Raw genomic sequence first — 16,178 nt, 5'->3', positions numbered from 1 at the left:
TCCCCGAGGCCACTCTTTCAGGAAATGGGTGTCTAGACAAGGCCTCTTTAACAATTCTTTCGACCTAGGTTTACTTCCTACGTGGTTTCAACTGAAACCAATGTTGGCGAAGAGATCGCTTTGCGCCGCAAAACTGTCGACCTCGACGAAACCCGCCAGCCCAACACCGACCAGGCGATAGCGTGTTTCCGCCGGTTTTTCCACGCGGTCGCGCAGCGCGCAGGCGATCTCGGCGACGTCGCTGGCGGAGTCGGGGCGTGAAGAAGGAGTGAAGCTGCGGGTCAGCGTCTGGAAGTCCGACGTCTTGAGCTTGAGCACGACTGTCCGCGCTACCCGCGCGTGCTCTCCGGAAGCCTCACGCTCGTGCGCGGCCCAGGCCTTCTCTGCGAGTCGGCGGATATGAGGTGCGATTTCGTCCAGCGGCAGGTCGTGCTCGAACGTGTCTTCGGCCGATACCTGCAGGGTAGGACGATCCGGTTGCACGGCGTGGTCGTCGATGCCCAGCGAGAGTTCATGCAGGCGCCGTCCCCAGCGGCCGAAGCGCTGCTCCAGCTCCATCGCGCCGCGTTGCCGGAGATCGCCTACGGTGGCGATGCCCAGCTCCGTCAGCTTGGCCTCCATCACCTTGCCTACGCCGGGCAACCGTCCAACGGGCAGGGGCGCGAGGAATGCCTCCACCTGATGAGGGCGGATCACGAAAATCCCATCAGGCTTGCGCCAGTCTGACGCGATCTTGGCGAGAAACTTGTTGGGCGCCACGCCGGCCGAGGCGGTGAGCTGGGTCTCTTCGCGGATGGCGGCCCGGATCGCCTCCGCCGTTGCTGTTGCCGAGGGCAGCTGGGTGTGGGTGCTGGTGACGTCGAGGTAGGCCTCGTCGAGCGACAGCGGCTCGATCAGCTCGGTGTGCCGCGCGAAGATCTCGCGCACCTGCCGCGACACCGCCTTGTAGCGGCCGAAATCGGGCGGCACGAAGATCGCCTGGGGACACAGCCGTTCCGCACGCACGGCAGGCATCGCCGAGCGCACGCCGAACTTGCGCGCTTCATAGCTCGCGGCACAGACCACCGAGCGCGCACCGCGCCACGCCACCACCACCGGCTTGCCGCGCAACGAGGGATCGTCGCGCTGCTCCACCGACGCGTAGAACGCGTCCATGTCCACATGGATGATCTTGCGGGGTGGCGGCACAGCGACGAGAGCGGTGAGGGGAGGGCATAGTCAAGCACGAAACGGCGTCGCTGCGTGTGGCTTGTCGCGCACAGGGTGCGCTCCCGCAAAGGAGGATCGCATCATCTGTGGGAGCGCACCCTGTGCGCGACTGGTATACCTCACTGCCACAACGCCTGCAGGCTCTCCTCGATGCGCTCCTCCTCAAACTCGACGAAGCGATTGAGCTCGAAGGTGTCGAGACGGAAGCGCTGCGCCGCGGTGAAGAAGGCCATCAGCGAGAGGATGCGCTGCGGGTTGCGCGCCCACGGCGGCACATAGACGGCACGCGCGATCAGCCCGTCGTGCAGATACGGGCTCAGCGTGATGACGTCGGAAGTGGTGACGCGCCCGGCGAACAACATCGGCAGCATTTCCGCATGCCCCGCCTGCAGCACCTTGCGGATGAACACGTAGACGATCATCACGCCTTCCAGGTAAGCGCCGTCCTTGGTGAAGCAGATGCGGCCCTTCGGATCGCCGCCGCGGAAGATGCGTGCGGCGCTCTGGTAGCTCTCGGTGGGCGATTGTCCGGCGTCCAGGAAACCGCGGAACACCTCGATGAAGTCCGCGCCGTCCAGGGCGTTCTTCACCGCCACCACGCGCAAGGCGATGCGGCGCAGCCGGTTCAGGTCGATCGCGCCGGTGATGATCTCCGAGAACGTGGCCAGTCCTTCCTGCGTGCGCGTGGTGCGCGGCGAACCCAGGCCCAGCGATTTGAAGTACGGCTGATGCTTGCCGTTGAGTAGCGTGGCGGTATGCACGAACGCCTCGTGTTCGGTGAGCTGCTCCAGGTCGAGCGCGGAGAACAGCGCGGTCGAGCGCAGGTTGATGCTCTTGCTGCCCGCCGTTGCCTTCGACGGCAGCTCCGGGTCGAGCAGCACTTCGACCTTGTCCTTGTCGAAGAACGGGCCGAGCCGCTCGCGCAGGCGCTGGGCGAATTCCTCGGCGGGAATATCGGCGGCGACGCGCGGGATCTCCTCGCGGTTGATCAGGTCGTCGCTGATGGCGAGCAGGTCCCTGGCGGCATCGACGGCATTGGAGGTCTGGCTGCGATACGTCGTGTCGGGCCGGCCATACAACGCCGTGGAGCACTGCGTGAAGCGCTCGGTGCCGATGTTCATCAGCATCTGCGCGGCCGTGCGATAGCTCCACGCGGTCTTGAACAGCCAGTCGCCGATGGGGTGGCCGCGATCGACCTTGTCCATCAGGGTCTTCAGCGCAGCCGCTTCGCCGCTCAGGTCCGGATGGCGCAGCGGCGGCTGCGGCAACACCGGATTGCCCTTGGCCCAGGAGGCCATGAAGGTCGCCTCCATCGAGGCCGGCCAGTCGATGGCCTTCAGTACGCGGATCTTCTTGCCGATCGCGAGCAGCTGGCGATCGCATTCGAGCAAGGGGCCGAGGGTCTTGTCGTCCTCGGGGCGAAGGGCGCTTGCGACGGTGCTCATGACGCCTCCTCAGGGCTGGCCGGGGCGCATGGCCAGCGTTGCAGCGACGGGAACCGGCACTTTGCCCGCACCGCCGTGATGTAACGGCGAAGGTTCGCCCGCGCGCACGAAAAAAAGGGTCTCGCTCCAGCAGGTTGCAGCGGGATGTCGAAGAGTGGGGCGCAGTCCGCTATCGTCCGTGATTCGTATCCGTCGCGTAGGAAGCCGTGCCGCCCCATGACCGCTGAGACTTCTTCCGCGTATCTGCGCCGCCTGGGCACCTGGGACGCGGCGGCCATCGTCATCGGCGGCGTGATTGGCGCCGGCATTTTCCGCAGTGCGTCCACCGTGGCCGAGCGCACCTCCTCGGGCACGCAATTGCTCACGCTGTGGGCCATCGGTGGCCTGCTCACGCTGGCCGGCGTGCTCTGCTACGCGGAGCTGGGTGCGCGCAGGCCGCAGGCCGGTGGCGTCTACATCTATCTGCGCGAGGCCTATGGCCAGCTGCCGGCCTTCCTGTTCGGCTGGACCATGGCGCTGATCAATTACCCCGGCAGCGTGGCGGCGGTGGCCACCACCTTTGCCGATTACTTGTGCACCGCGATCGGGCTGTCGCCGCACCTGTGGGTGAAGCCGGTGGCGGCCGGTGCCATCGCGTTCATCGTGGGCGTCAATTTCTTCGGCATTCGCGCGGGCTCGCGCATGTTGAACGTGTTCACGCTGTTGAAGCTGTCGGCCATCGCCCTGGTGGTGATCGCGGGCGTGATCCTGGCGCATGGCCAGTTCGGCAACGTGCTCGCCACCGACACCAGCAAATCGCTGCCGCCCGGCGCCCTGCTCGGTGCCTTGCTGCCGGTGCTGTTCACCTATGGCGGCTTCCACTATCTCAACGATCTGGCGGGCGAGGTGCGCGAGCCGCAACGCACCTTGCCGCGCGCGCTGGGCCTCGGGCTGGGCGGCGTGGTGGTGTGCTACGTGCTGGTCAACTTCGCTTATCTCGCCGGGCTGGGCCATGCAGGCCTCGCCGCGAGCCAGGCGCCCGCGGCGGACCTGATGCGCCGTCTGTTCGGCGAAAGCGGCGCGACCCTCATCGCGGTGGGCATCGCCTGCTCCACCTTCGGTTACTGCAGCATTGCCATCGCGGGCGGTGCGCGCGTGCTGCAGACGATGGGTGCCGATGGCATGTTGTTTGGTCCGGTGGGCCGCATCCATGAGCGCTCGCATGCACCACGCGTGGCGTTGGCGGTGCTGGGCGGCTGGGCCATCGTGCTGGTGATCTCGGGCAGCTTCGGCCAACTGGTCGACTACACCACGGTGGGCGAGTGGTTGTCGCACGCGTTCGGCATCTCGACGCTGTTCTGGTATCGCCGTCGTTTTCGCAACGAGCCGTCGCCGTATCGGGTGCCGTTGTATCCGTTGCTGCCGCTGCTGTTCGTCTGCACGGTGTTGGGCGTGATCGTGGCGACGGCCATTCATTCGCCCGGAGATGCCGGCATGAGCCTGGTGCTGATCCTCGTCGGCGTGCCTGTCTACTACGCATGGCGCGCATGGCAGAGAAGGTCGGCATGATGACCTCAGTGCAAGAAAGTGCGCCGATCCAGCAAGGCGGCCTTCAGACGGCGCAGGCATACTGCCGCCATTTCCCTGCGCCGAGCCGCCGATGAACCGGATCGCTCCCCTTGCCGTCGCCTGCCTGCTGGCGCTTGCCGGTTGCCACAAGGCCAGCGACACCGACCGGGCCGATCTCAGCCATGCCGCCGCGAGTCAGGCTCCCGCTGCCAGCACGCCGGCCGCGCCTGCGCCGCAGAAGCCGGAAACCACGCTCGATCATGTGGTGCTCGATGGCAAGCCGGTGACCGTCGAAGGCATGTCGTTGCAGCGCTACGTGTTCCAGCCGTCGCCGCAGCCGCAGGTCACGGTGGTGCTGGACAAGGGCGACTGGTCGAAGGAAGGCGCGCTGCGCGTCGACATGCAGAACGCCATGCAGTGGGCGGTCACGCTGACCGTCGACATCGATGGCATGAAGCAGGGCGATCATCTGCACGCCACGGTCGGCATTCCGGCCGGGCCGCCGCAGACCCTGGTGATTCCGCTGCACGCCACCTCGCCGCGGGCGATGGGCATGCAGGCGGGGCCGCCGATGCCGTACATGTCCGGCGGCAAGCGCGTGTTCGTGGCGACCACGGTGGAAGGCACGCTGGATCTGGCGCATGTGAAAGCCGTGCGCCTGGGCATGCCGGCGCCCACGGCGGCGCAGACGCTGCTGTTCGGCAAGCTCGATACTTCGCGCGGCGATCATGATTTGCGCGATGCCTATACCGGCATCGTCGATGCGTGGGGCCAGTACACGCGCGGCCAGTGGCCCGGCAAGGTGGACACCGACGAGGTGTTGCGCGGCGGCCGTCCGAAGACCAAGCCGGGCGCAACGGCGGAGGCGCCGACCCAGCACAAGGGTTTCGATCGCTACGGCGGCCGCACCGACATGCCGGCATTCAAGGCTACTGGGTGGTTCCGCACCGAGCAGCGCAATGGTCGCTGGCAGTTGGTGACGCCGGAAGGGCACGCGTTCTTCTCGCTGGGCGTGAACGTGGTCGATGACGACGGCGGCCGCACCTACATCGAAGGCCGCGAGTTCATGTTCAAGGATCTGCCGCGCGACAGCGGTCGCTGGACGCCGTTCTACGGCAGCACCGGAAAATCGACGGGTGACCAGACCGCTTCGGCTGGCATCGCCTATCACCAGGGCAAGTGGTTCGATTACTACTCGGCCAACCTGTTCCTCGCCGATGGGCGTCACTGGCGGCAGGCCTGGCGCACGCGCACGATCGAGCGCCTGGACGACTGGGGCTTCAACACGCTGGGCAACTGGAGCGACGACGCGCTCAGCCAGATGCATCGCATGGCTTATACGCGCTCGGTGAATATCGCGGGCGTGTTCGGCAATGTCTCCAGCGGTTACGACTACTGGGGCCGCATGCCCGATCCGTTCGATCCGCGCTTTGCCCAGGCCGCGGATGTCGCGGCGGCGCAGGCGGCGAAGGAAGTGCGCGACGATCCGTGGATGCTCGGCTACTTCGCCGACAATGAACTGGCGTGGGCCGGCCAGGGTCCGCAAGGACGCTGGGGGCTCGCGCAAGGCACGTTGCGCGGCGAAGCGCGCAGTCCGGCCAAGCAGGCCTTCATCGCCGAGTTGAAGAAAAAGTACGGCACGCCCGCGAAGCTGGCGGCCGCCTGGGGCATTTCGCTGGATGCATGGGAAGCGCTGGACGCCACCAACTTCGCCGCACCGAATCCCGACGAGACGCATCCCGCCATCGCCGACGACTACAGCGCCTGGCTGCGCACGTACGCTGACCAGTATTTCCGCACGGTTGCGCAGGCCATCCACAAGCACGACCCGCATCACCTGTTCCTGGGCGGCCGCTTCGCGGTGCATACGCCGGAAGCCGTGGCGTCATGCGCGCAGTTCTGCGACGTGGTGAGCTTCAACGGGTATGCCGACGTGCCCGAGCATGCGTTCGATGCAGCCGCGTTCGCCAAGCTCGATAAGCCGGCCTTGATCACCGAGTTCCATTTCGGCTCGGACGATCGCGGCCCGTTTGGCAAGGGCGTGGTGCCAGTGTGGAACGAGCAGCAGCGCGGCGAAGCCTATGCGCACTACGTGGCCGATGCCGTGGCCAATCCGGCCATCGTGGGCGTGCACTGGTTCCAGTATGTGGATCAGCCGGTGACGGGTCGTCTGCTCGATGGCGAGAACGCGCACATCGGCCTGGTGGCGATCACCGACCGGCCGTTCACGCATTTCGTCGAAGCGGTGCGCGCTGCCAATCGCAAGACCGGTTACTGAAGCGCCAGGGTAATCCTGTGGAAGCGCACCCTGTGCGCGACTGCGGCGTTCCTCGCGATCGGGTGTCGCGCACAGGGTGCGCTCCTACAGAAAGCGGTTTAGGCGAGGCTGGTGGCCGCGCCGTACGCCACCGCCATCAGCACTGCTACCGCCATGCACGCGCTGGTGGGGCGGATGCGGTGCGCGTCGACGCGCGGGATAAGCCGCCACAGCACGAACACGCCCACGATCATGTCCACCACCAGCGCACCGCGCAGCAACGGCGAGGCGAGCAGCGGCGCATACGGCGGCTTCGTGTGGCCTTCGTGGATGGCGATGACGGCCACGATCAGCAGGCCGATCAGGTTCCACACCAGGCATGCCAGGTACGTGCGGTTGAACACCACCGCGCACCGCTCCACCCATCGCAGCACCGACCACGCGACAATCGCGAAGAACAACGCGCCGATGCTGCTGTAGAGCACCCACCAGAGCAGGGTGCTGATAACGGTGAGCAGGGTGGTCATGCGGCTTTCCTGTTTTCTCTATTTGTATTCGGCATGGATGGGAGATTGCGCGCTCTTCTTGCTCGTCATTCCGGCGCAGGCCGGAATCCAGTAGCGTCAGTGCAGGGTTTTCGCGATCAGAGCCATGCTTTGGCGTTGACGCAATAACCGACCACTACAGTCGCTGGATTCCGGCCTGCGCCGGAATGACGGATAGGTGGGTGATCTACACACCAAAGCGCCGCAACAACTTGTCCATCAACCACGCCGGCCCCACCAGCAAATACGCCAGATCGGTAAAGAAGCTCGGCCGGCGCCCTTCGATGGCATGGCCGATGAACTGCCCGATCCACGCCACCACGAACACGCCAATGCCGGTGAGCAGCAGGTTGTGGGCACCCAGCGTGCGATAGGCGAATTCGGTGAGCAGGCACAGCAGCACCAGCACCACCAGCAAGGCCGCCGCGAGGCGATGCGATTTCTTCCAGTACCAGGTAAACGCCAGCACCAGGGCGAGCACGGCCCAGAAACCGGGACGTCCGATCATCGGCGGCACCGGAATCGTCCACATCATGGCGATCGCGCACCACAGGATCAGCGGCACGCAGATCCAGTGCAGCAGGCGGTTGGTCGGATGCTGGTGATCGTTGCTATAGCTGTCGAGCCACGCCTGCATGCCTTGCGTCGAATCGGCCATCGATGCGCTCCGCTCAATCGACGGTGATGTCGGCCAGACGCTGCAGCGCTTCGGCGTACTTGGCCGCGGTGGCGGCGATCACGTCGGCGGGCACGTTCGGACCCGGCGCCTTCTTGTTCCAGTCCAGCGTTTCCAGGTAGTCGCGCACGAACTGCTTGTCGTAGCTGGGCGGGCTGATGCCGACCTGGTACGAATCGGCCGGCCAGAAACGCGAGGAGTCGGGCGTGAGCATCTCGTCCATCACGTAGAGCTTGCCGTTCTCGTCGGTGCCGAACTCGAACTTGGTGTCGGCGATGATGATGCCGCGCTCGGCCGCATATGCAGCAGCCCATTGGTAGATCGAGAGCGTCGCTTCGCGTACCTGCTCGGCAAGCGCCGGGCCCACTGCCGCGACCACCGCGTCGAAGCTCACGTTCTCGTCGTGGTCGCCCACGGCTGCCTTGGTCGACGGAGTGAAGATCGGTTCCGGCAACTGCTGCGCCTGCTTCAGCCCGGCCGGCAGCTTGATGCCGCACAGCGAGCCGCTGGCCTGGTAGTCCTTCCAGCCCGAGCCGATGATGTAGCCGCGCGCGATCGCTTCCACCGGCACCGGCTTCAGGCGGCGGGTGACCACGGCACGCTTCTCGTACAGCTTCAGGTCGGTGCCGGCGGGCAGCACCTCGGCCAGCGGCACGTCGAGCAGGTGGTTGGGCACCAGGTGCGCGGTCTTGGCGAACCAGAAGTTGGAGATCTGCGTAAGCATCTCGCCCTTGCCCGGAATCGGATCGGGCAGCACCACGTCGAACGCCGACAGGCGGTCGCTGGCCACGATCAGCAAGCGGTTTTCCGGCAGGGCATAAACGTCGCGCACCTTGCCGCGATGGATCAGCTCGAGGCCCGGAAGATTCGATTGCAGCAGGGTGGTGGGCACGGTCTTACGCTCCTGGAAGGCCCGGCCTGGCGGGGCAGGACGGAAAATCGGCGGTACGGCCCGGACGGGCCGCGATACAAGCCGTCCATTGTACCGGCTGGCGCCGGCGCGCGAGGCAGGGCGACCTCAAGCCGCGGCCGGCGACTATTGCGCTGGCTGCTAGACTTGGCGCTTTTTGAGCCCCGGTCTTTGCGATGGCCCAGCCGCCCCGCCGTCTAGCTTCGTTGTTCCGCTGCCTTGCCGGCGTTGCGCTGGCCTATGGCGCCGTGGCGTCGGCGCAGGCTGCCGGGCCCAAGCCCGCGCGCCTGGGCCTGTGCGCCGCCTGCCATGGCGAAACCGGCATGGCGCAGATTCCGGGCGCGCCCAACCTCGCCGGGCAGAAGCTCGACTATCTGCGCGAAGCACTCAAGCAGTACCGCGATGGACGTCGCAACGTGCCCTTGATGCGCGCGGCGATCGGGCCCATGAGCGACGCCGACCTCGATGAACTGGTGCGCTGGTACAGCGCGCAGACGCCGTCCGTGCCCACCCAAGGCAACCCATGAACTTCACCTGGACCCTCTGGCTTGCCCTCTTTGGTCTGATCTTCGGTCACGGGCTTCCCGGTGCCGTGGTGGGGGGCATCACCGGTTTCATCATCGATAGCCTGCGCCAGGGCCAGCGCCGTCGCGCTACGCCCCAGGCGGGCGGCTACATCAGCCCGCTGTTCGCCTTGTTGGGCGCGGTGGCCAAAGCCGATGGCCGCGTGTCCGAAGCCGAGATCGCCGTCGCCGAGCGCGTCATGCAGCGCATGGGCCTGGAGCACGAGCCGCGCAAGCAGGCCATCACGGCGTTCAACGCCGGCAAGCAGCCGGAGTTCGACGTCACCCCGGCCATCGAGCAATTGCGCCGCTGGGTCGGCCTGCGCCGCGACCATGCCTTTCCGGTGCTGGATGTGGTGATCGAAACGGTGATCGCCGAAGGCAACCCGCCGCCGGAGAAGATGGCCATCCTGCGCCAGCTCGCCTTTGCGCTGCGCGTGAGCGACATGGAACTGATGGCGCTGATGGCCATGAAGGGCTATGCCTGGAATGCCACCGGTGGTTCGCGCGGCTACAATCAACGCGGCAATGGCGGCTACGTGCCGCCGCAGCGCAATACCAACGGCCCTGATCCGTACACCGTGCTCGGCATCGCGCGCGATGTGGACGACCGCGCCGTGAAGCGCGCCTACCGCAAGCTGATTTCCGAACACCATCCGGATCGCCTGGGCGACCTGCCCGAGGCGATGCGCAAGCAGGCCGAATCGCGCGCCAGCGAAATCAATGCCGCGTATGAGCGGATCAAGGCCGAGCGCGGGTTCAAATAAACTTTGCCGTGACCTGTGGGAGCGCACCCTGTGCGCGACTGCAGGCACTGAATCACCTCAGGTCGCGCACATAGGTGCGCTCCTACAGGAAACCGGATCATGAGCAAGCAAGCCAACGTCATCGCCCCGTCCATTCTTTCCGCCGACTTCGCCCGGCTGGGCGAGGACACGGCCAAGGCGCTCGCCGCCGGCGCGGACTGGGTGCACTTCGACGTGATGGACAACCATTACGTGCCCAACCTCACCATGGGCCCGATGGTGCTCAAGGCTTTGCGCGACTACGGCATTACCGCGCCGATCGACGTGCATCTGATGGTCAAGCCGGTGGACCGCATCGTGCCGGACTTCGCCAAGGCGGGCGCCAGCGTGATCAGCTTCCATCCGGAAGCGAGCGAGCATGTGGATCGCACCCTCGGCCTGATCAAGGATTCCGGTTGCCAGGCCGGCCTGGTGTTCAACCCGGCGACCTCGCTGGACTGGCTCGACTACGTGATGGACAAGCTCGACCTGATCCTGCTGATGTCGGTGAACCCGGGCTTCGGCGGGCAGAAGTTCATCCCTTCGGCGCTGGACAAGCTGCGCGAAGTGCGTCGCCGCATCGATGAGAGCGGGCGGCCGATCCGCCTGGAGATCGATGGTGGCGTCACCGCTGCCAATATCGGCGAGATTTCGGCCGCGGGCGCGGACACCTTCGTGGCGGGATCGGCCATCTTCAACGCGCCGGACTACAAGGCGGTGATCGAGGCGATGCACCAGCAGCTGGCCGCTGTACGCGGTTGACGAGCCCGGAAAGAAAAATCCCGGCGCGTGAGCGCCGGGAGAAGTTTCGTCGGAACGACGTGTGAGGAGACCACACAACGGCCACCGATCCACGGCAAGAATCCGCGACCGTCAGAACTTGTGACCGGGTTTTTGCGCTTTGGTTCCCGTTTACGCGTCATCATCTTTCGATAGCGCTTTGTTAACGCACAAAAAAATCCCCGCCCGAGGGCGGGGAAGGAACGTGCCTAGGATGGGAACGGTCAGAAACAGTAGACAGGCTGCCAGTCCGGATCGGGCTCATCGGCCCCGGCGGCCGGCGCGCTTCCATGCGCACCAGCCGCGTCCATGGCTTCCACGGGTAAAGCGAAGAACGGGTCGGTCGGGTCGATATCGCCATTCATGGGTGGTCTCCTCAGTGCAGGCTCATGACCAGGCCCAGTAATAGCCCCCCGAGTGCCAAGACCACGCGAAGCGGCTCGAAGCCGCGCAGTTCGGCATTGGGATCGACGTTGGGCTGGCCGGTGGGACGCATGAATCGGGACTCCTGCAAGGACAAGCCCATTGGGCGACCGGTGCGGGCATGGGTCGGGCCCCGGATCTGGCAAAACGCGGGCAAGATCTGCCCGCCATCGGGCGCCACCTCCGAAGCGTGACCGGGTTCCACCCGACTATGGCGCGACGCCGGCCCAGCATGGCGAAACGCGGGCAGTGCGCGGGCATGGCTTGCGCGGCCTGAGCCTAGGCTTCACGCTTCCGGCGAGCATCCTAAGGAGTGAATCATGGGCCGCAGTATCGCCATCGTCGAAGACGAGCCGCTGATCCGCGCGAACTACGTCGAAGCGCTCAACCGCTTCGGCTACGAAACGCGCGGCTACGGCTCGCGGCAGGAAGCCTCCAGCGCGTTCGCGATGCGCCTGCCCGAGCTGGTCATCATCGACATCGGGTTGGGCGACGAGCCCGAGGGCGGCTTCGACCTCTGCCGCGAGCTGCGCGCCAAGTCGGCCACGCTGCCGATCATCTTCCTCACCGCGCGCGATTCGGATTTCGACGTGATCTCCGGCCTGCGCCTGGGCGCGGACGACTACCTCAGCAAGGACACCAGCCTGCACCAGCTGGCAGCGCGCATCGCGGCGCTGTTCCGCCGCATCGAATCGCTGAAGGTGCCGGCCAGCAGCGAGACGGTGATCGAGCACGGCCCGCTCAAGCTCGAATCCGAGCGCATGCGGATCACCTGGAACCACGAGGAAATCCCGCTCACCGTCACCGAGTTCTGGATGGTGCACACGCTGGTGCGCTTCCCGGGCCACGTGAAAAATCGCGACCAGCTGATGCGCGAAGCGGAACTGGTGGTGGACGACGCCACCATCACCTCGCACATCAAGCGCATCCGCAAGAAATTCATCGCCGTGGCGCCGGAGTTCGACGCCATCGAAACGGTGCATGGCGTGGGTTATCGATGGAAGCCGTGATGAGGCGTTGGTGGGTGTTGCTTGTGCTTGCGTTCGTATCGGTGGCCGGCCATGCAGGCGGCATGGAAAAAGACGCGGGCGTGCTGGTCTTTGGCAAGGCGGACGGCGAGGTTCCCGGATGGTCGATCCTGACCGATCGTCCCGATGGCTGGACCCAGGACTGCTGCATGTACGCCAAGGCCATCGGCGTGAACCTGGTCATGTATCAAGGGGATTGGACCGGCGATCCGGAGCGCGTGATGGTGCTCAATGTTTGGCCGTCCAAACTGTCCTCGCTCGAAGCCGAGCTGCAGGACGACAGGCACCATTACCTCGCGCGCGATCCCGCCGCGAAGGTCGATGCGCTGGCCATCGACAACAAGCTCATGGCATGCCGCGGCGTGCATTTCGAAGGCACCGACCACAAGGACGACCTGGTGGTGTTCTGCGATCCCGGCCTGGCCACCGGCATCCGCCTCAGCTGGTCGATGACCTTGGCGCATGACGACCCGAAGAAAGCGGAGCTCATGGCCGCGTTCCAGCGCGTGGTCGAGCACTCGAAGTACCTCAGGTACAAGGACGAAGCGGGCGCGAAGAACGGGAAGGCCAAGGCGACCCGCTGAATCGGCGCCACGACTTTTGCGCTCCCGCCCACTATCGTTCGCGCCATGAACCTTCGTCGCAAACTCCTGCTCGTCGCGCTCTGCACGCTGGCCCTGCCGGTGGCAGGCTGGCTGTACGTGCGGCAGATGGAAACCCTGTTGCGCGAAGGCCAGGCGCAGGCGCTCACCGCTTCGGCGCGCGCGATGGCGCGCAGTCTGGTGGTCACCGATGCGCCGCTGCCGCCGGCCGGCCCGGTGTGGTACGTGCAGGACGCGGCCAATCCCATCACCGTCGACGGTTACGGCGACGACTGGGCGCCGCTTACGCCATGGAGCCAGCCGCTGGACAAGCGCGGCAAGCTGCTGCTCGCCGAGGACGCCGACTGGCTGTATCTCTATGCCGAAGTGCGTGGCGCACAGCGCACGCGCGCCGACGCGGACGATCCGAACGCGTTGCGCGCCGACCATCTGGTGTTGAGCCTCGGCAAGGGCGAGCAGTCGCGGCGTTTCCTGCTGGCCAGTTCGGCGCCGGGAGTGGTCACGGCGCGCCCGCTCGATCCGCCGGTGGACGGCTTGCCCGCTCGCATCACCGCGCAATGGCAGGAAGACGGCAGTGGCTATCGGGTGGAATTGCGCGTGCCGCGCAGCTCCGGCCTGGATGCCTTGGGATTGGCGGTCTTCGATCCCGCCACGGGCGGAGACCCCGAAGCCGTGCAAAGCCGGCCATTGATCACCTACTCCAAGACGCTGTCGAAGGAATTGGGTTTGCTCGCGCTCGATGGCGTGCAGGCGCGCGTGCTGGCGCCGCAGGGCTGGCTGCTGGCGCAGACCGGCCGCCTCGCCACGCCGGGCACCGGGCCGGGCGATCAGCCCGGCTGGTTCGCCTCGCTGGTCTATCGCTCGCTGCTGGCCAACCGGGTCGACGAGGCGGAGCTGTGGACGGACGACGTGCCGCGCCTGGACGTGGGCGAAGTACGCGAAGCCAGCGCCGGCAAGCCCGCCACCTTGTGGCGGCAGGGCGAGGCCCGCGGCAGCGTGGTGCTGGCGGCCGCCGTGCCGATCGAACGCGATGGCCAGGTGCGCGGCGTGCTGCTGTTGGAGCAGGCCAGCCGCGCGGTGCCGCTGCTGGCCAATCGCGCGCTGCTCGGCCTGTTGCTGACCAGCTTTGGCGTGCTGCTGGTGGCGGGAGCGATTCTGTTGATCTTCGCCACCCGCTTGAGCATTCGCCTCGGCCGCCTGCGCGATGCGGCCGAACGCGCGCAGTTGAACGATGGACGTCTGGACGGCCCGTTCCCGATGACCTCGTCGGAGGACGAGATCGGCGACCTGGCGCGCAGCTTCGAGCGCCTGTTCGAAGTGGTGGGCGGCTATACGGATTACCTGCGCACGCTGGCGTCCAAGCTGTCGCACGAATTGAACACGCCGCTGGCGATCGTGAAATCCTCGCTCGACAACCTCGAGCATGCGCTGGAAGCCGAACACGCGATGCCGCCCGACGCGGCGCCGTACCTGCAGCGAGCCCGCGATGGCGTGGCGCGGCTGGGCATGCTGGTGCGCGCGATGAGCGAAGCCAGCCGGATGGAGCGCGCCATCGCCGCGGCCGAACCGGAAGACGTCGACCTGGTCGCGGTCGTGCGCGGCTGCAGCGAGGCATATCGCCCGCTGGCGGGCACCCGCCGCATGGAAACCGTGTTGCCGCACGCGCCGATGACCATGCATTGCGCACCCGAACTGATCGCGCAGGCGCTGGACAAGCTGTTCGACAACGCACTGTCGTTCACGCCCGAAGGCGGCTGGCTGCGGCTGACCTTGCGCGCCACCCATGAAGGCGCGGAGATCGAGCTGGCCAATCAGGGGCCGCCGCTGCCGGCGGCGATGCAAGGCCGCCTGTTCGACTCGCTGGTGAGCCTGCGCGACAAGGCCACACCCGGCGATGCGCCGCATCTGGGGCTGGGTCTCTACGTGGTGCGCCTGGTCGCCGAACGCCACGGCGGCGTGGCAATGGCGCGCAACCTGGAAGACGGCAGCGGCGTGGCGTTCACGCTGCAGCTGCACGGCATGCCGCGTCAGCGGCTCTGATTTCCTGCAAATACCCTTGTGGGAGCGCACCCTGTGCGCGACTGGCACACAACAGAGCAGTCGCGCACAGGGTGCGCTCCCACAGGGATGAAAACGATGTCGCTCTACTTCACCTCACCCAACGTCCAACCACCACCGCCCGGCAGCACCGCAAACTGACGCACCGTCGTTGCCGCGCAACTCGCCGGCTTGTCGCTGCATTGGGCCAGCGTCACGCGCAGGTGCTGGTCGTCCACCAGGTCGAAATCGGTCAGCTTGGCATCGGCCATGTGGGTGGCCGTATCCAGCACCGTGCCGATGAACACGCCGTTGTGGAACACATAGAGCTGCAGCGCAGCCGGCTGGCATTGCTCGTCGATCGAGACGGCCGCCTCGGCTACGTAGGTGTCGCCTTTGCGTTGGGCGCGACCGGTCAGCAGGCGCTCGCCGGTGAGCAGGAAGCGGTCTTCGTCGTTCTTCGGCGTGGCGGTCTTGGCCACGCACTGCGCATTGGCGACAGTCGGCGGCGCGCTTTGCGACAACGGCTTGAGCGGGCGTGGCACATACGGCTGCGCCACCGGCACGGCCACAGGTTTTTGCATCCACAGCACCAGTGCCGTCGCGCTGAGCACCACGGCAATCACCGCCACCGCCCGTCCACGCAGCAGCGGACGCGGGTACAGATAGACCAGCGCTGCGATCGCCACCAGCAACGCGACCGGCGAAAGCGGGTGCCACAGCAAGGCCAGCACGGCGAACAAGGCCGCGAACACCGCCGCGGTGGAATAGCGCCGCTTGGCCGGTGCCGCGGGAGCGGCGACGGGAAGCGGTGGTGGCTCGTGCGATGCGGGCACGCTGGCTTCCTGCAGGAAAGGCTCGGCAGGAGGGAAACCGGCATGTTCGGCAGCCAGCTCGTCCACGGGCAGTACGGGCGGCTCGGTGCCAACCGCCGCCGATTCCCAGGCGAACCAGCTTTGTCCGCCGTCGTGGCACCACTGGTCGCCGGCTTCGGCGTAACGATTCAGGGCGGCCTCGGGCAGCGGGCCGCGCACCTGGTTGTCGCGGCGCAGCCAGATCAGGCGATCGCCGTCGGGCCATACGTCGGCCTCCACGCCCATCCCGCGCAATTGCGCTGCCTGGGCTTCGGCGGCATCGGCCTCGAGGCCGCGGCGGATGATCAAGGGAGCCCGCGAGAAAACACGTTCGCGGAAACCTGCCATCTCCATGCCGAAGGCGGCGGCCAGGCGCTCGTGCACGGCGGCCGCATCCTGCCCATCAAGCAGGCGGCCGGAAAGTACCAGGCAACGGTGGTCCATACCCATCGATTTCCCCTGCGGATGCAGCGACCTGCACCGATAGCCCAAGGGTAGGCGTGCCAGCGCGGGCCG

General features: G+C 66.5%; 15 protein-coding genes. 8 read left to right on the top strand and 7 right to left on the bottom strand.

Annotated elements, in window-relative coordinates; genetic code table 11:
• Window positions 1-87: 87 nt before the first annotated feature.
• Together dinB and ISP20_RS17270 are read right to left on the bottom strand one after the other, a co-directional pair.
• Window positions 88-1,188 (bottom strand): DNA polymerase IV, encoded by a 1,101-nt coding sequence (dinB, locus tag ISP20_RS17275; RefSeq protein WP_204637335.1) that lies wholly within the window; start codon window positions 1,186-1,188, stop codon window positions 88-90.
• A 140-nt stretch (window positions 1,189-1,328) separates the two neighbouring features.
• Entirely contained in the window at window positions 1,329-2,654 is a 1,326-nt protein-coding gene (locus tag ISP20_RS17270; protein WP_204637334.1) for a peptidase MATCAP family protein, read from the bottom strand.
• 216 nt (window positions 2,655-2,870) lie between these two features.
• Here ISP20_RS17270 and ISP20_RS17265 point away from each other — a divergent pair, with 216 nt between their 5' ends.
• Together ISP20_RS17265 and ISP20_RS17260 are read left to right on the top strand one after the other, a co-directional pair.
• The gene (locus ISP20_RS17265; protein WP_204637333.1) at window positions 2,871-4,202 is read left to right on the top strand and encodes an APC family permease; all 1,332 of its coding nucleotides are present in this window, start codon (window positions 2,871-2,873) and stop codon (window positions 4,200-4,202) included.
• A 91-nt stretch (window positions 4,203-4,293) separates the two neighbouring features.
• Window positions 4,294-6,480, top strand: a complete 2,187-nt coding sequence (locus ISP20_RS17260; protein WP_204637332.1) for a beta-agarase — start codon at window positions 4,294-4,296, stop codon at window positions 6,478-6,480.
• 98 nt (window positions 6,481-6,578) lie between these two features.
• Here the strand turns inward: ISP20_RS17260 and ISP20_RS17255 are convergent, their stop codons facing one another.
• The 3 genes from ISP20_RS17255 to ISP20_RS17245 form a co-directional block, all read right to left on the bottom strand.
• Complete coding sequence (locus ISP20_RS17255) at window positions 6,579-6,986, bottom strand: hypothetical protein (protein WP_204637331.1); 408 nt, start codon at window positions 6,984-6,986, stop codon at window positions 6,579-6,581.
• A 205-nt stretch (window positions 6,987-7,191) separates the two neighbouring features.
• Window positions 7,192-7,662: an Mpo1 family 2-hydroxy fatty acid dioxygenase gene (locus tag ISP20_RS17250; protein WP_239535990.1), complete on the bottom strand. Its 471-nt coding sequence runs from the start codon at window positions 7,660-7,662 to the stop codon at window positions 7,192-7,194.
• Between the two features lie 13 nt (window positions 7,663-7,675).
• On the bottom strand, window positions 7,676-8,572 hold the full coding sequence (locus ISP20_RS17245) for a phosphoribosylaminoimidazolesuccinocarboxamide synthase (protein WP_204637330.1): 897 nt from the start codon (window positions 8,570-8,572) through the stop codon (window positions 7,676-7,678).
• Between the two features lie 194 nt (window positions 8,573-8,766).
• Between ISP20_RS17245 and ISP20_RS17240 the strand changes: the two genes are divergently transcribed.
• From ISP20_RS17240 to rpe, 3 genes are all read left to right on the top strand, one after another.
• On the top strand, window positions 8,767-9,117 hold the full coding sequence (locus ISP20_RS17240; RefSeq protein WP_204637329.1) for a c-type cytochrome: 351 nt from the start codon (window positions 8,767-8,769) through the stop codon (window positions 9,115-9,117).
• Window positions 9,114-9,920 carry a co-chaperone DjlA gene (gene djlA / locus ISP20_RS17235; protein ID WP_204637328.1) on the top strand — a complete coding sequence of 269 codons (807 nt, stop codon included), beginning with the start codon at window positions 9,114-9,116 and terminating at the stop codon, window positions 9,918-9,920. The genes ISP20_RS17240 and djlA overlap by 4 nt, the downstream gene beginning before the upstream one ends.
• Window positions 9,921-10,019: 99 nt before the next feature.
• A complete protein-coding gene (rpe, locus tag ISP20_RS17230) occupies window positions 10,020-10,700 on the top strand; it encodes a ribulose-phosphate 3-epimerase (protein WP_204637327.1) in 681 nt (226 codons plus the stop codon).
• A gap of 242 nt (window positions 10,701-10,942) precedes the next feature.
• Here the strand turns inward: rpe and ISP20_RS17225 are convergent, their stop codons facing one another.
• A complete protein-coding gene (locus tag ISP20_RS17225) occupies window positions 10,943-11,083 on the bottom strand; it encodes a hypothetical protein (RefSeq protein WP_204637326.1) in 141 nt (46 codons plus the stop codon).
• 378 nt (window positions 11,084-11,461) lie between these two features.
• Here ISP20_RS17225 and pdsR point away from each other — a divergent pair, with 378 nt between their 5' ends.
• Genes pdsR through ISP20_RS17210 form a run of 3 tightly spaced genes read left to right on the top strand, consistent with a single transcriptional unit; the run spans window position 11,462 to window position 14,811 of the window.
• Complete coding sequence (pdsR, locus tag ISP20_RS17220; protein WP_046972653.1) at window positions 11,462-12,151, top strand: proteobacterial dedicated sortase system response regulator; 690 nt, start codon at window positions 11,462-11,464, stop codon at window positions 12,149-12,151.
• A complete protein-coding gene (locus ISP20_RS17215) occupies window positions 12,151-12,753 on the top strand; it encodes a hypothetical protein (protein WP_204637325.1) in 603 nt (200 codons plus the stop codon). The genes pdsR and ISP20_RS17215 overlap by 1 nt, the downstream gene beginning before the upstream one ends.
• A 45-nt stretch (window positions 12,754-12,798) precedes the next feature.
• On the top strand, window positions 12,799-14,811 hold the full coding sequence (locus ISP20_RS17210) for an ATP-binding protein (protein WP_204637324.1): 2,013 nt from the start codon (window positions 12,799-12,801) through the stop codon (window positions 14,809-14,811).
• Between the two features lie 104 nt (window positions 14,812-14,915).
• Here the strand turns inward: ISP20_RS17210 and ISP20_RS17205 are convergent, their stop codons facing one another.
• Entirely contained in the window at window positions 14,916-16,112 is a 1,197-nt protein-coding gene (locus tag ISP20_RS17205; protein WP_204637323.1) for a hypothetical protein, read from the bottom strand.
• Window positions 16,113-16,178: the final 66 nt, after the last annotated feature.

The organism is Dyella kyungheensis, from assembly GCF_016905005.1.
GTDB classification, from domain to species: domain Bacteria; phylum Pseudomonadota; class Gammaproteobacteria; order Xanthomonadales; family Rhodanobacteraceae; genus Dyella; species Dyella kyungheensis.
The sequence above is the reverse complement of the archived record's forward strand: the minus strand, read 5'-3'. Positions and strand labels throughout refer to the sequence as shown.

Bases quoted from the DNA above. Each gene is read 5' to 3' on its own strand.
- ISP20_RS17205 (WP_204637323.1), bottom strand. From the start codon at position 16,112: ATGGGTATGGACCACCGTTGCCTGGTACTTTCCGGCCGCCTGCTTGAT.
- ISP20_RS17255 (WP_204637331.1), bottom strand. From the start codon at position 6,986: ATGACCACCCTGCTCACCGTTATCAGCACCCTGCTCTGGTGGGTGCTC.
- ISP20_RS17270 (WP_204637334.1), bottom strand. From the start codon at position 2,654: ATGAGCACCGTCGCAAGCGCCCTTCGCCCCGAGGACGACAAGACCCTC.
- ISP20_RS17210 (WP_204637324.1), top strand. From the start codon at position 12,799: ATGAACCTTCGTCGCAAACTCCTGCTCGTCGCGCTCTGCACGCTGGCC.
- ISP20_RS17250 (WP_239535990.1), bottom strand. From the start codon at position 7,662: ATGGCCGATTCGACGCAAGGCATGCAGGCGTGGCTCGACAGCTATAGC.
- ISP20_RS17215 (WP_204637325.1), top strand. From the start codon at position 12,151: ATGAGGCGTTGGTGGGTGTTGCTTGTGCTTGCGTTCGTATCGGTGGCC.
- ISP20_RS17265 (WP_204637333.1), top strand. From the start codon at position 2,871: ATGACCGCTGAGACTTCTTCCGCGTATCTGCGCCGCCTGGGCACCTGG.
- ISP20_RS17260 (WP_204637332.1), top strand. From the start codon at position 4,294: ATGAACCGGATCGCTCCCCTTGCCGTCGCCTGCCTGCTGGCGCTTGCC.
- pdsR (WP_046972653.1), top strand. From the start codon at position 11,462: ATGGGCCGCAGTATCGCCATCGTCGAAGACGAGCCGCTGATCCGCGCG.
- ISP20_RS17240 (WP_204637329.1), top strand. From the start codon at position 8,767: ATGGCCCAGCCGCCCCGCCGTCTAGCTTCGTTGTTCCGCTGCCTTGCC.
- djlA (WP_204637328.1), top strand. From the start codon at position 9,114: ATGAACTTCACCTGGACCCTCTGGCTTGCCCTCTTTGGTCTGATCTTC.
- rpe (WP_204637327.1), top strand. From the start codon at position 10,020: ATGAGCAAGCAAGCCAACGTCATCGCCCCGTCCATTCTTTCCGCCGAC.
- ISP20_RS17225 (WP_204637326.1), bottom strand. From the start codon at position 11,083: ATGAATGGCGATATCGACCCGACCGACCCGTTCTTCGCTTTACCCGTG.